Below are 13,103 nucleotides of genomic sequence, written 5' to 3' on the forward strand. Positions count from 1 at the left end.
TCTAGCGGTCCGTGCTAGGACTGCGGGCCGAGGGCGAACTCCACCCGCCCTTCCGGGTCGACGGCGGCGTCGAGGATCTTGTCGTCGAGCAGCTCGGCGGCGCGCTGGTCGAGGTAGACGGTGGCGCCGTCCTGCTCCACGACCTGGTCGCCGGGCTGCGGCGTGGGCGAGGCGGTCACCGCGAAGGTCTCGGTGGCGTCGTCGGAGGTGATCCGCAGGCCGGCCGACTCGGGGGCCTCCGGCTGTTGGGTGATGTTGCGGACGATGGTGCTGGCGTTCTCGGTGAGGGTGAGCATCGGGTTCTCCTCGGGTCGAGTCACTGTCCGAAGCCCGATACCCCGTTGCGGCACCTTCACACGGGTCAGCCGATCGTGACCGAGGTGATGTCCACCGGCGTCTTGGGGTGGCCGTCCCCCTGGCCGAAGCTGTTGTCCGTGCCGGCCTTGGCCGCCTTGACGATCGCGGCGACGCCGGCGTCGTCGATCGAGCCGAAGACGGTGTACGCCGGCGGCAGCGGGCTGTCGGCGTACACGAGGAAGAACTGCGACCCGTTGGTGTCGGGGCCGGCGTTCGCCATCGCGATCGTGCCCGCGGGATAGGTCTTGATGGTCTGTCCGGCCTGCTGGGTCAGGCTCGCGTCGGTCTTCAGCGCCTTGGCGCTGGTCAGCTCGTCGGCGAAGGAGTAGCCGGGGCCGCCGGAGCCGGTGCCGCTCGGGTCGCCACACTGCAGCACCTTGATGCCCGCGGTGGTGAGCCGGTGGCAGCTGGTCTTGTCGAAGTAGCCCTGGGTGGCCAGCGACACGAACGAGTTGACCGTGCACGGCGCCTGGTCGGCGTCCAGGCTGAGCCCGATCGTGCCGATACTGGTCGCCATGGTCGCCCGCACGGTGCCACTGACGGTGGGCGTGGCCGGCGGAGCCGTCACCTTCTTGCCCGCCGAGCCGGCCGGGTCGGCGGGATAGGAGCAGTGCCCCGCTCCACCGCCGGCGGTCGGAGATGCTCCGGCGGGCGTGTCCTCGGCCCCGCTCGCGGAGTGGCTCTGCCCGCCGCACCCGGCGAGCAGGAGTACGGCGGCGACGGCGGTGAGCGCCGGCTTCAGCGCGGACTTCGTCATGGCGCCGATGGTAGGGACCGATGCTGAGGCTTCACCAAGCGGCCACCCGAGGGGTTGCCGGCGGAGATAGTCTCCGTTCCATGGACCTCGGCATCCACTACGCCCAGTTCGCCCATCCCGACTGGGAGCACCGGCTCACCGAGCGGCTGACCGAGACCGCCAGGGTCGCCGACCAGGGCGGCGTCTCGCTGTTCACCGTGATGGACCACTGGTTCCAGATGGTCTCCTTCGACGGACCGTTCCAGCCGATGCTGGAGGGCTACACCACGCTGGGCCACCTGGCCGCGATCACCGAGCGGGTCCGGCTCTCGCTGCTCGTCACCGGGGTGACCTACCGGCATCCCGGGCTGCTCGCCAAGACCGTCACCACGCTCGACGTACTCTCCGGCGGCCGCGCCATGCTCGGTCTCGGCGCGGCCTGGTACGACCGCGAGCACGCCGGCCTCGGCGTCCCCTTCCCGCCCACCGCCGAGCGCTTCGAGCGGTTGGAGGAGGCGATCCTGATCGCGCGGCAGATGTGGTCCGACGACGACGGCGCCTTCGACGGCGAGCACTACCACCTGGCCGAGACGATCTGCCTGCCCAAGCCGATCCGGGGCAGCGTCCCTGTCCTGATCGGCGGGGGAGGGGAGCGGAAGACCCTGCGCCTGGTCGCGCAGTACGCCGACGCGTGCAACCTCTTCGCCGGCGACATCGACCAGGTCCGGCACAAGCTGGAGGTGCTGCACGGGCACTGCGACGCCCTCGGCCGCGACTACGACGCCATCGAGAAGACCATCCTGACCGGGACCGATCCCAGCCAGGACCTCGACGGCTTCCTGCGCGAGATGGAGGCGTACGCCGCCCTCGGCATCGGCCTGGTCGGCTTCATGCCGCCCACACCCGATCCGGTGGCCTTCACCACCATGCTCGTCTCCGACGTACTGCCCCGACTCGCCGACATCTAGGAGCCCACCATGGACCTCGGCATCCACTACTCGCAGTTCACCCACCCCGACTGGCAGCACCAGCTCGCCGCCCGCTTCGCCGAGACCGTCAAGGTCGCCGACCAGGGCGGCGTCGACCTGGTCACCGTGATGGACCACTGGTTCCAGATGGAGGTGCTCAACGGACCCTTCGAGCCGATGCTGGAGGGCTACACCTCCCTCGGCTACCTGGCCGGCATCACCGAGAACGTCCGGCTCTCCATGCTCGTCACCGGCGTCACCTACCGCCACCCCGGGCTGCTGGCCAAGATCGCCACCACACTCGACGTGCTCTCCGGCGGCCGCGCGCTGTTCGGCGTCGGAGCCGCGTGGTACGAGCGCGAGCATGCCGGCCTCGGCGTCCCCTTCCCGCCGCTGAAGGAGCGCTTCGAGATGCTCGAGGAGGCGATCCTGATCGCGCGGCAGATGTGGTCCGACGACGACGGCGCCTTCGAGGGCAAGCACTACCGGCTCGCCGAGACCATCTGCCTGCCCAGGCCGGTGCGCGGGCGCATCCCGATCCTGATCGGCGGGGGAGGGGAGCGGAAGACCCTGCGCCTGGTCGCGCAGTACGGCGACGCCTGCCATCTGTTCGTCCGGGAGGGCTACGACGCGCTCGTGCACAAGCTGGAGGTGCTGCGCCGGCACTGCGACGATGTCGGCCGCGACTACGACAGCATCGAGAAGACCATCGGCGGCATCGGCGCCGCGGCCGACCCGATCGCCCAGACCGACGCGTGGCTGGCGGAGATGGAGCGGTACGCCGGTCTCGGCGCCACCCTGGTCACCGTCACGCCGCAGGGCGACGACCCGGTCGCGTGGACGACCGAGATGGTCGAGCGGGTGCTGCCCCGGCTCAAGCAGATCTGACCGCGATGGCGACGCTCGACGATGTCCGCGCGCTGGCACTCGCGCTGCCCGAGGCGGTCGAGTCGACGTCGTACGGCTCGGTGGCGTGGAAGGTGCGCGGCAAGACGTTCGTGTGGGAACGGCCGTTGCGCCAGCGCGACGTGGCGGACCTGGAGGCGCTGGGAGAGCGGGTGCCCGAGGGCGAGCTGGCCGGCGTACGCGTCCCGGCGGCGGACAAGGAGGCGGTGCTGGCCACGGTGCCGGCCGCCTTCGACATCCCGCACTTCCGCGGCTTCCCGGCCGTACTCGTGGAGCTCGACCGGGTCGACCTCGACGAGCTGCGCGAGCTGATCACGGACGGCTGGGTGATGCAGGCGCCGAAGCGGCTCGCGCGGGAGTATCTCGACTCGCTGTGAGCCGACTCAGCGCACTCGCCAGTGCTTGACCAGCCTCTCCCTCCCGAGCGTGGGAGAGCCTAGGTAGACGACCTTGACCCGGTGCTTGCCCCGGGCGACGCGCGGCAGGTGGAAGACCGCCCGATGGTGGCGGAGCCGCTCGACCGCGACCCGGTGACCGTCGAGCCTGACCTTGACCCGGCCGGCGGCCGCGAGCCGCACGACCAGCCGGTGGCCATGGATCTTGGCGTGCAGCACTGGGTGAGCAGCGTGGGCCGCCAGTGCGACCACACCGGGACCGCCGGTGACCGGTCCGGTGGGGTCGCTCTGCGGCGTGCTCGCGGCGCGGGTGCGGGTGGGCAGGATGAGGGTGGAGGGGTACGCCGCGGAGGCATGCACCTGGATCAGGCTGAGGGTGCCGAGCAGCTGGTCCAGCGGCGGCGCCAGGTGCGGCACGTCGAACGCCTGCACCGACAGCTCCAGCCGGTGACCGGGCTGGATGTCGGCGCCGGTGGGGAAGACCTCCACGTCGACCGGGACGACCTGTCCCGGCGTGGCCACGCTCTGCGAGGCCTGGGTGAATGGGTGGTAGGGCTGGATGATCTGTCCGTCCAGGTACCTGCTCCGATTGGTGTCGAGGGCGCGCAGCGAGATCACCTGCCAGCCGCCGGTGAGCCGGGTGACGCTGCCGTCGGGCGCCACGTCGTCGACGCTGACCGAGAGCATGCCGTCGCCGCTGGTGGAGTCGACGTACAGATGCGCGTTGATCGGGCCGAAGATGGGCAGGTCCTTGGTCAGTGGAGCAGTGCGGAACAGCGTGGCCGAGGTGTCGTTGACGCTGTTGTCGGTGAAGCAGGAGTTGAACAGCTGCAGCTCCGAGGCGAGCCCGGCGGTCCACTGGTCCGTGGAGCGCGAGCACAGCCCCTGCACCGGCAGCGGCAGCACCGGGGAGACGCCGTCGCCGGTCGGCGCCACGCCCAGCTCGGCCGGCTTGCCGAGCGCCGCGGAGCCCGCCAGCGGGAGCACCGTCGCCTCGGTGTCGGCGTGGTCCACCCAGCGCTGGGCGGTGCGCCAGGCGCCGGTGCCCTGCTCGTAGTAGCTGATCGGCGGGATGTCGGTGTCCAGACCCGGGTCGGGCATGCCCTTGACATAGTGGTCGAACCAGCGCAGCTGCAGCTCGGAGAGGCTGCCGTGGCCGGCGTCGCCGACGCCCTCGCCGGAGGAGCCCTGCAGGTGGTCCCACGGGCCGATGATCATCTTGGTGGGGACGCCGCGCTGCTGGAGGTTCTCGAAGAGCAGGGGAGTGCCACGCTGGAACAGGTCGTACTCGCCACTGACGAAGAACGTCGGCACCTGGACCTTGTCGACCACGTTGATCGGGGAGCGCTGGGCGTAGAAGTCGCCGTCGTAGGCGTCCTGCTGACCGCCGAGGGCGCTGAGCATCGTCGGCCCGCTCCAGGTGGCGAGCGTGGACAGGTGCTGCACCAGCGCGGTCAGCCCGGAGACCGGGTCAGTCGCCGTCACCGCCGGCGGGACGATGCCGGTCATGGTGACCAGCCCGATCCACAACGGGATGAAGCCCACGTCGATCTGGCCTCCGCTGGCGACCACGTCGCGGTAGACGTCGGCGGCCGGGACCTGCGGGAAGATGGCCTTCAGGCCGGGCGGCTGCTCGGCCGCGGCGAAGATCTGGTCGATGCCCATGTAGCTGGGACCTGTCATGGCCGTGCTGCCGTTGCTCCACGGCTGCTGGTGCGCCCACGTCATCACCTCGCCGTAGTCGGTGGTCTCGCGCGTGCAGAACGCGCACCACGTGCCCTCGCTGGAGCCGGTGCCGCGGGCGTCGACGGTGAGCTGAGCGTAGCCGCGCTTGACCAGGTACGACGGATCGCCGCCGGCCAGTCCGCCGGCGCCGGGAAGGCCGGTCGCGGACTTGTTGTAGGCGGTGATCGTGACGATGACCGGGAAGCGCCCGGCGATCGCCGTACCGCTGGCGTCGGCCGGCAGGGTCAGGTCGCCCCGCAGGATGGTGCCGTCGTCCATCGGGATGGCGAGATCCTTCCGGGTGACGGTGTTCGGGTAGTCCTCGGGGCGTGGCGTCCAGGTGGGGCCGGCCACGGTGCCCGCCGCGCTCGCGGGCGCGGCGGGGAGGGCGCTGAGCGCCGCGATGCAGGCCAGGACGGTGAGCAGCACAGTGACGAGCCGACGCATGTGCTGATCAACGACGGCCGCTAGAACACGTTACTGGCGAGTTCCGGTCGGCTCCGCCGGCGAGACAGCGGGAGCGAACGGCGTCAGAAACGTCCGGCCGGGACCCGCCGGACGCGCAGGAAGTCGGACAGCGCCCACCGCGTGAGGACCTGGCGCCGGAACGGATCGGCGATGGCGAGCACCTCGGCCTTCTCCACGAACGTCGGCTCGCTGACGTCGTACGTCGTGCCCTTCCACACCATCCTCCCGCCACCCGCGGCGCGCAGGTTGCGCACCCAGTCGGTGCCGCGCCCCCATGGCAGCGCGACATAGAAGGCGTCGGGCGCCGGGAGGACGGCGACCGGGGTCGCATACGCCTTGCCCGACGTCCGGCCGACGTGGTGGACCAGGGCCCACACCGGCATGGCACGCTTGCCGGCAAGCGTGCGCGCGAAGCGGTTGAAGGCGCGGGTCGCCTGCCCCGGGCGCTTCCTGTCGTTGGTCATGGGTCCACCGTCCGCCGCTCGACGCGCGATGTCCAGCGGCGTCGCCCGACAACCGTGGTTTCATGTCCCCATGAGCAGCGAGGAGGGCGCCCCGCGCGTCGTCAGTGCCAGCCGGGATATCGCGGCCGAGGCTGCCGTCATCTTCGAGCTCATCGCGGAGCCGACCCAGCAGCCTCGCTGGGACGGGAACGACAACCTGTCCGAGGCGTCACCCGGGCAGCGCGTCCGCGCCGTCGGCGACGTGTTCACCATGACGACGACGATGGGGAACCTGCGGGAGAACCACGTGGTCGAGTTCGTCGAGGGTCGGCGGATCGCGTGGCGGCCGGCCGAGCCGGGCACGGAGCCACCGGGGCACCTGTGGCGCTGGGAGCTCGAGCCCATCGACGCGTCGCACACCCGGGTGACGCACACCTACGACTGGTCACGGCTGCCCGAGGGCGACAAGCGGGCCTCCCGGGCGCGGGCGACCACGTCCGAGTGGCTGCGCGCCTCGATGGACCGGCTGGCCACGATCGCGGAGAGCCGGTGAGCTGACGGCGTCGTCCGGCGCCGAGCGAGGAGACGAGATGGCAACGGTGAGTGTCCGCTACATCGTCCGCGACGTCGACGCCGCGATCGAGTTCTACTGCACGCATCTGGGGTTCCAGGAGGTGATGCACCCGGCAGCGACGTTCGCGATGCTGGCCAGGGGAGACCTGCGCCTGGTCCTGAGCGCACCCGGCGGCGGACCTGGTGGTGGCCAGGCGATACCGGACGGGTCGCTGCCCGAGCCGGGCGGTTGGAACCGGTTCTCCATCGAGGTCGACGACATCGAGAGTACGGCGCAGGCGCTGCGCCGTACCGGTGTCGCGTTCCGCAACGAGATCGTCACCGGCGTCGGCGGCAAGCAGGTGCTGGTGGAGGACCCCTCGGGCAACCCGGTCGAGCTCTTCGAGCCGACACGTGCCGAGGCGCGGCTCGACGTCGACCGGGAGTGACGGCACCTCGGCCCAGGACCTGTGGAAGGCTCTGGCTCGTGGACGACCGGACTCCGACGCAGCGGCTACCTGCACGGATGCGAGCAGCCCGTTCGCCTGACCACCCGTGGGTCGAAGGGCTGATCTCGGCTCCGGTCCCGAATCGCTGATGCCTTTCCACCGCCCGAGCGCGCTGCGGCACGCGAACTTCCGACGGTTCTTCTTCGGCGAGACGATCAACACCGCCGGTTCCTCGATGTCGGGGATCGCGTTGGCCTTCGCCGTACTGCACATCGACGACTCGGCGACCGCGCTGGGCTGGGTCGTCGCCTCGTGGACCGTCCCGATGGTCGCCTTCATGCTCATCGGCGGAGCCGTCGCCGACCGGCTTCCGCGCGCGGTGGTGCTACGCGGATGCAACCTCGTCGAAGGCGCGGTCCAGCTGACCGCGGCGACCTTGGTCCTGACCGGCAGCGCTCACATCTGGCAGCTGATCGTGCTGCAGTTCCTCGGCGGCACCGCCGTCGCGGTGAGCTACCCCGCCTTCCACGGCATGGTGCCCATCCTCCTGCCCGAGCCCGACCGCAAGAGCGCCTATCTCCTGTTGGGTCAGGCACAGAGCGCGCTGTCGATCATCGGGCCCGCGATCGCCGGCGTACTGGTCGCGGCCAGTAGCCCCGGATGGGCCCTCGCCATCGATGCCGCGACGTATTTCGTCGCCGCGTTCTTCCTCACCTTGCTGCGCCTTCCGCCGCACGTCCGACCGCAGGCCGAGGCAGGCGTGATCGCGGACTTCCGGGAAGGATGGAGCTTCGCACGAGGCCTGGGCTGGGTGCTTCCGGTGGCCTGCTGTTCACTGGTGTTCAACGCCCTCAGCAGCGGCGCGCTCAACGTCCTGGGACCGACCATCGCCAAGGACACCATCGGCAGCGACGGCTGGGGCTACGGACGGGCAGCCCAGGCCGTCGGACTGTTCGTCTTCGCGTTCGTCCTTGCCCGGATCAACCTCCGGCGACCGTTGCTGGCCTGCGAGGTCGGGTTCCTCACGACTGCCGCCCCGATGCTGGTCCTGGCCGGGTGGGTGCACACCATCCCGCTGGTCGTCGCGTTCTTCATCAGCGGTTGCGGGAGCGCGGTCATCAACCTGTCCTGGAGCATGACCGTCCAGGAGAAGGTCCCCGAGCAGATGTTGTCCCGGGTCAATGCGATCGACGGATTCTTCAGCTTCGTCGCCATGCCTGTCGGGCAGCTCCTCGTCGGGCCCGCCGCACAGCTGCTCAGCCCGCGACAGGTCGAGATCGGTGCGGCCGCGCTCTGTGTCCTGACCTTCCTGGTCGGCACCACCCGCGCGCCGCTTCGACAGCTACGACTCGACGGCGTCGAGTCCGCGCCGAGCGGGATCCCCTAGGGCGGGGGAGAGGCCTCGCTCGGCCCGCTGAACGGCCAGCGTCGTCGCGAGCAGCGCTCCTGCGATGAGCACGAGCGGAGCCCGGACGCCACAGCCGTGGGCGACCGACCACAGCAGTGGCGTGGCCACCAGCACGGGGGCGATCTGGGCCAACTGCAGCAGCGAGCTGAAGCGTGCCAGCAGCGGCTCCGGGGTCGCGTCGAGGAAGCGCGGGAAGAGCCTGGCCGTGGTCATCGACGTACCGGCTCCGACGAGCACCAGTGCCGCGATCCCGACAGCGAGCCGATCGCTGGCCGCGAGCAGGAGCGCCCCGGATCCGGCGGCGAGCGGGCCGGCGAGTGCCGTCCGTGGTCCGGGGGCGCCTCGGCGCCGGACCAACGCCATCACGGCGACGCCGCCGACCGGCCAACCGGCGGTAACCAGGCTGGTGCCGGTCGCGCTCCAGCCCCGGGCGTGGCCGGCCAGCGGCACGCACAGCTCGACCAGCGGAAGGATCGTGACGGCGAGCCCGCACACCGCCCCGATCGTGGGCGGTACGCCGGGGGAGGTGGCCGCGGCGCGCACGCCCTCGCGCAGCTGGCTGAGCCAACCCGTGGTCGTGGCCTGGTGCTCGAGCACCAGCGGCGGACGGATCCGGAGGAGGACCGCGCCGACCAACGCGAAGCTCGCCGCGTCGATGGCCGAGGTCACGGCCAGGCCACCCGCGGCGAGCAGGACGCCGGCCACCACGGGGCCGGTGACCTGAGCGAGCTGCAGGAGCAGCGTCACGCTCGCCATCAGCCGGGTGAGCTCGTCGTCGCGGGCGAAGAGGCGTGGGAAGACGCCCGCAGCCGGGCGACGCAGTGCCGCCGCCGTGCCGCTGAGGAAGGAGACCGCGGCGAGCGCCCCCACCGGCACGGCCCACAGGGCGCCGACGGCGAAGGCGGCCATCACCACCGCCATCGCAAGATCGCAGCCGAACATCACGGTCCGCACGCCCCATCGGTCCGCGACCAGCCCGCCCACCAGGACCAGGGCGAAGAGCGGCACCGAGCCCACGGTGAGGACGAGACTGGCCGCGGCGGCGCCGTGACCGGCCGCCACCCAGCCCAGGGCGAAGAACGTCACCGCGTCACCCAGCCCGGACAGTCCGGCGCTCGCTGCCCAGACGCGGAAACCGTGCCGAGCGGTCGGAGTCGCGACCGGCTGCGGGCGATCGGCATCAACAGCGCGAGGAACCCCGGCTGGTACGGCGAGGTGACTCGCACCGGACCGGTCTGCGACGCGAGCCGTACCACGACCTCGGGGCCGAGCGCGCACGCCACCGCCCGCCGCGCGAGCGCCGTACCGAGTCGCAGCGAGATGCCGGGGGACTCGACCACGCCGGCGACCTCGTGTTCGCCGATCCGGATGCCGTCGGCCGCCACCTCGAGGTCGAACTCCGCATGCCCGACCCGGTCGATGGCGTCCACGAGGTCGGCCCGGGGGAGGACGAGTCTGGTGCTGGCCGACGGCAGTCCCGCGAGCAGCATCCGATGCGCCGGGTAGGCGACACGCCGCACCGGGAAGCGCCGACCCGCCACCGCGATGTCCTCCTGCCCGAGGTCCACGGTGGCGTTCTCGTGCCGGTCGAGCAGGTCGCAGACCCGGGCCGCCGTCGGCAGGGAGATGACGGCGCGGGCGTCGTCGGCGGGGGAGACGGCGACGGTGCGGACGGCCATCCAGTAGCGGTTGGTGGCCACCACGTCGACGCTCCCGCGAGCCACGTCGAGCAGTACGCCGGCCAGCGGCGAGGTGGGGTCGGTGTCGGCCGCGGCGCGGACCTGCCGAATGGCCGCGGCGAGCTCAGGGCCGCCGAGGGTCAGCGCCGTCGCCGTGGGAGCGGGGAAGTCGTCCGCGAGCAGCTCCTCCAGCACGGCGGTCCGACGGGCGGCCGCCGCCTCCTGCTCGGCCAGCACCTCGCGGAGCACCCGGCGCCGGTCGGCGGCGGTGCCGTCGAGCGCCGTACGCATCGCTTCGATCGAGAGGCCCGCGTCGCGCATCTGGGCGACCGCCTGGGCGCGCCGGGCCAGGTCGGGCGTGTAGTAGCGGTACCCGGTGGCCTCGTCGACCTCGGCGGGACGCAGCAGCCCGCACTCGTCGTAGTACCGCAGGGCACTCGGCGCCAGCCCGACGGCTCGGGCGAACGCACCGATCGTCAACAGTGGTTGCTCCATGGGACGCAGCCTGATGTCTCACGTGGCTCGAAGGTCAAGAACCGTCCTCGAGTGTCGCAGCCCGCGCACCAGCAGCAGCGTGACCGCGAGCGACCCGACGGCCATGAGACCCATCGCGTGCGACGGCGACATCTCGTTGGCGAGGGCGCCGGCGATCCCCGCGCCGAGGGCCTGCCACACCATCATGCCCTGGCTGTAGAGACCCATCGCCTGACCGGTGTGCTCGTCCTGGGTGTGACGCAGCAGTCGGTCCTGTAGCGGCAACGACGCGCCGTAGCCGACCGAGGCGACGAAGGCGAGCGGCACGACCAGGGCCGGCGGTGGGGAGAACAGCAGCGCGAGGTAGGGCACCGCGAGGAGGAGCCGCAACGGCTCGATGAGTCGGTCTCGGAGGCCAGCGGTGGCGTACCGGCCGACGGTGAGGTCGCCGAGCATCATTCCGGCGGCCGCCGAGGCGAAGAGCCAGCCGGCGGCCGACCCGTGCCCAAGGCCCTGGCCGGCAGCGCTGTGGGCGTAGGGCACGAACAGCGCCTCGCAGCCGACCACCAGCCCGTTGGGCACCCACATCGCCAGGTAGAGCGGGCGGGTGACCGGCGACCCGAGCAGGTGCCGGTTCACCGCCCGAGTGCGACGTACGACGCCGGCGCGTCCGCCGTCCCCACGGCTCCGGGCCGGACGGTCCCCGATCCCCGCGGCGATGTTGACCAGGCACACCAGGTCGGCCAGTGCGGCGACCAGAAAGAGCTGGGTCGGGGTGAGCCAGAGCAGCGCCACGCCACCCACGGCGTACCCGACGATCTGCATCGCGCCCACCGCGAGGTTCAGCGCGGAACGGGCAAGCACGAACGACTCCGCCGGCACGATCTCTCGGACGATGGCCCACTGGGTCCCGGAGAACATCGAGTTGACGACGTAGGGGACCGCCAGCAGGGCGAAGCGGGCCTGCCAGGGCAGCCCGGGGATCATCTGGGGTGCGTCGGCGACGAGCGCGGCGAGCATCTGCAGCAGCAGCGCGGTCCTCGGGCGCACGAGATCGGAGGTCGCGAGCAGGAACTGCGAGGTGACCAGCGAGACCAGCGGACCACCGAACATCGACAGCCCGGTCAGCAGTGCCGATCCGGTGGCCTCGTACATCACCGTGCCGAGCGCGAGGCCCGAGGCAGCGACCGAGACCATCACCGCACACCGGTTGAGGAAGAGAACCCGGAACTCGCGGACGGCGAAGAGCTCGCGGTAGGTCAGCACGGAGAGATGGTGCCCGGAGCCCCTCGGCGGTGATAATGATTCGCGAGGAGGCGAAACATGGGGACCTGGTTGCTGTCGGCCGACCTGCTGGCCCGAAGCCGGTTCGTGGTGTCGCCGTTGACCGAGACCGTCGCCGCGCTGACCATCCTGAGCGACCCGCAGCCGCCCGGGACGCCGTGGCAGCGCGCGTTCCACGCCCAGCACCACGAGGCGTACGCCGAGATGCTCGCCGAGGACGGTGCGCGACGATCCCTGGTCCAGCGACTGTGGCGGCGTCGACGTGGGTCGGTGCCAGGCTGGATGGCCGACTTCATCTGCCTGCCGCCGCTGGGCCCGGACGCCACGTTCGAGGACGAGCTCGGGCAGCTGCGCTCGTGGGATGCCGGGAGGATCAGGGCGGAGCTGGCGTCCCTGACCGGTCGGGCGCTGCCGCCGGAGCTGGAGCGTGCGGACGTCCGTGCGGTGGTCGCCGAGGTCCTGCGCTGGGTCTGGACCGCGACGATCGCCTCGGACTGGCCCCGCCGCCGTCGCGTCCTCGAGGCCGACATCGTCTCCCGGACCGGCCGCCTGGCGGCCGAGGGCTGGGCGGGTGTCTTCGACACCCTCGGCTCGCGGCAACGCTGGGTCGGGGGAGGCCAGCTCCAGATCAACGGCTACGACTTGCCGACCCGCGACCTGACCGCCGCGAAGGAGCTCTCGTTCGTCCCGGTGCACAGCGGGGGACACTGGGTCGCCTGGGACCTGCCCGACCGGTTCGCGGTGGTCTATCCGGTCGCCGGCGCTCTCGCCGAGATCGAGGGCGGCACACCCGACGGGCTGAGCCGGCTCATCGGCCAGAACCGCGCCCGGGTGCTGATGTTGCTCGACCAGCCGCGATCCACGACCCAGCTCGCCGCGCTGACCGACCTGCCGCTGGGCGCCGTCGGCAACCACCTTCGCGTACTGCTGGAGTCCGGCACCGTCCTGCGACGCCGAACCGGTCGTGAGGTTCTCTACTGGCGCACGTCGCTGGGGGACGAGCTCGTCGCGGTCGGGCGATAGGGCGACGTGCGTCGTGGCGACAGATTGACATAATGTCGCTTATCGGCGATTCGGCCGAACCGCTTGCAGGCGGCCTGGGCTGTGATGCCGCCGAGCGCCTGGCCGATCTGAGCCCACGAGAACCCCGCCTGACGAGCGTGCTTCACCTTCCAGCCCAGCTCGCGGCGTGCCAGCGTCAGCCGGCGATCGGCGATCGACACCAGATCGAGCGCCGTGGTCGTCAAGAACTCTTGACG

15 protein-coding genes are annotated in these 13,103 nt (G+C 71.4%); 7 read left to right on the plus strand and 8 right to left on the minus strand.

Annotated features, from left to right (window positions below; genetic code table 11):
* Positions 1-14 precede the first annotated feature (14 nt).
* Both VHA72_RS12010 and VHA72_RS12015 read right to left on the minus strand, forming a co-directional pair.
* Entirely contained in the window at positions 15-296 is a 282-nt protein-coding gene (locus VHA72_RS12010; RefSeq protein WP_325575505.1) for a Fe-S cluster assembly protein HesB, read from the minus strand.
* 65 nt (positions 297-361) lie between these two features.
* Positions 362-1,114 carry a peptidylprolyl isomerase gene (locus VHA72_RS12015; RefSeq protein ID WP_325575507.1) on the minus strand — a complete coding sequence of 251 codons (753 nt, stop codon included), beginning with the start codon at positions 1,112-1,114 and terminating at the stop codon, positions 362-364.
* A gap of 80 nt (positions 1,115-1,194) precedes the next feature.
* Here VHA72_RS12015 and VHA72_RS12020 point away from each other — a divergent pair, with 80 nt between their 5' ends.
* Genes VHA72_RS12020 through VHA72_RS12030 form a run of 3 tightly spaced genes read left to right on the plus strand, consistent with a single transcriptional unit; the run spans position 1,195 to position 3,344 of the window.
* Positions 1,195-2,061 carry an LLM class F420-dependent oxidoreductase gene (locus tag VHA72_RS12020; protein WP_325575509.1) on the plus strand — a complete coding sequence of 289 codons (867 nt, stop codon included), beginning with the start codon at positions 1,195-1,197 and terminating at the stop codon, positions 2,059-2,061.
* 9 nt (positions 2,062-2,070) lie between these two features.
* Complete coding sequence (locus tag VHA72_RS12025) at positions 2,071-2,949, plus strand: LLM class F420-dependent oxidoreductase (RefSeq protein ID WP_325575511.1); 879 nt, start codon at positions 2,071-2,073, stop codon at positions 2,947-2,949.
* 5 nt (positions 2,950-2,954) lie between these two features.
* Positions 2,955-3,344 (plus strand): MmcQ/YjbR family DNA-binding protein, encoded by a 390-nt coding sequence (locus VHA72_RS12030; protein ID WP_325575513.1) that lies wholly within the window; start codon positions 2,955-2,957, stop codon positions 3,342-3,344.
* A 6-nt stretch (positions 3,345-3,350) separates the two neighbouring features.
* Here VHA72_RS12030 and VHA72_RS12035 read toward each other — a convergent pair whose 3' ends face one another.
* Together VHA72_RS12035 and VHA72_RS12040 are read right to left on the minus strand one after the other, a co-directional pair.
* Complete coding sequence (locus VHA72_RS12035) at positions 3,351-5,534, minus strand: CocE/NonD family hydrolase (protein ID WP_325575515.1); 2,184 nt, start codon at positions 5,532-5,534, stop codon at positions 3,351-3,353.
* An 83-nt stretch (positions 5,535-5,617) separates the two neighbouring features.
* The gene (locus VHA72_RS12040; RefSeq protein ID WP_325575516.1) at positions 5,618-6,019 is read right to left on the minus strand and encodes a nitroreductase family deazaflavin-dependent oxidoreductase; all 402 of its coding nucleotides are present in this window, start codon (positions 6,017-6,019) and stop codon (positions 5,618-5,620) included.
* A gap of 70 nt (positions 6,020-6,089) precedes the next feature.
* On the opposite strand from VHA72_RS12040, the gene VHA72_RS12045 reads away from it, so the two are divergent.
* The 3 genes from VHA72_RS12045 (at position 6,090) to VHA72_RS12055 (ending at position 8,386) form a co-directional block, all read left to right on the plus strand.
* A complete protein-coding gene (locus tag VHA72_RS12045; protein WP_325575518.1) occupies positions 6,090-6,551 on the plus strand; it encodes an SRPBCC family protein in 462 nt (153 codons plus the stop codon).
* Positions 6,552-6,588: 37 nt separating this feature from the next.
* On the plus strand, positions 6,589-6,999 hold the full coding sequence (locus VHA72_RS12050) for a VOC family protein (RefSeq protein WP_325575520.1): 411 nt from the start codon (positions 6,589-6,591) through the stop codon (positions 6,997-6,999).
* A 148-nt stretch (positions 7,000-7,147) separates the two neighbouring features.
* Positions 7,148-8,386: an MFS transporter gene (locus tag VHA72_RS12055; protein WP_325575522.1), complete on the plus strand. Its 1,239-nt coding sequence runs from the start codon at positions 7,148-7,150 to the stop codon at positions 8,384-8,386.
* On the opposite strand, the gene VHA72_RS12060 is transcribed toward VHA72_RS12055, so the two are convergent.
* Genes VHA72_RS12060 through VHA72_RS12070 form a run of 3 tightly spaced genes read right to left on the minus strand, consistent with a single transcriptional unit; the run spans position 8,342 to position 11,826 of the window.
* Positions 8,342-9,514 carry an MFS transporter gene (locus VHA72_RS12060; protein ID WP_325575532.1) on the minus strand — a complete coding sequence of 391 codons (1,173 nt, stop codon included), beginning with the start codon at positions 9,512-9,514 and terminating at the stop codon, positions 8,342-8,344. The two genes, VHA72_RS12055 and VHA72_RS12060, sit on opposite strands and share 45 nt — an antisense overlap.
* Positions 9,490-10,581 (minus strand): DNA polymerase III subunit beta family protein, encoded by a 1,092-nt coding sequence (locus VHA72_RS12065; RefSeq protein ID WP_325575524.1) that lies wholly within the window; start codon positions 10,579-10,581, stop codon positions 9,490-9,492. The genes VHA72_RS12060 and VHA72_RS12065 overlap by 25 nt, the downstream gene beginning before the upstream one ends.
* Positions 10,582-10,599: 18 nt before the next feature.
* Positions 10,600-11,826, minus strand: coding sequence for an MFS transporter (locus VHA72_RS12070; protein WP_325575526.1), 1,227 nt, complete (start codon positions 11,824-11,826; stop codon positions 10,600-10,602).
* 57 nt (positions 11,827-11,883) lie between these two features.
* Here VHA72_RS12070 and VHA72_RS12075 point away from each other — a divergent pair, with 57 nt between their 5' ends.
* Positions 11,884-12,867 carry a helix-turn-helix domain-containing protein gene (locus tag VHA72_RS12075; RefSeq protein WP_325575528.1) on the plus strand — a complete coding sequence of 328 codons (984 nt, stop codon included), beginning with the start codon at positions 11,884-11,886 and terminating at the stop codon, positions 12,865-12,867.
* On the opposite strand, the gene VHA72_RS12080 is transcribed toward VHA72_RS12075, so the two are convergent.
* Positions 12,819-13,103 (minus strand): hypothetical protein (locus tag VHA72_RS12080; RefSeq protein WP_325575530.1); only part of this gene is annotated, 285 nt, incomplete at its 5' end. The two genes, VHA72_RS12075 and VHA72_RS12080, sit on opposite strands and share 49 nt — an antisense overlap.

Source organism: Nocardioides sp. (genome assembly GCF_035547795.1).
GTDB lineage: Bacteria > Actinomycetota > Actinomycetes > Propionibacteriales > Nocardioidaceae > Nocardioides.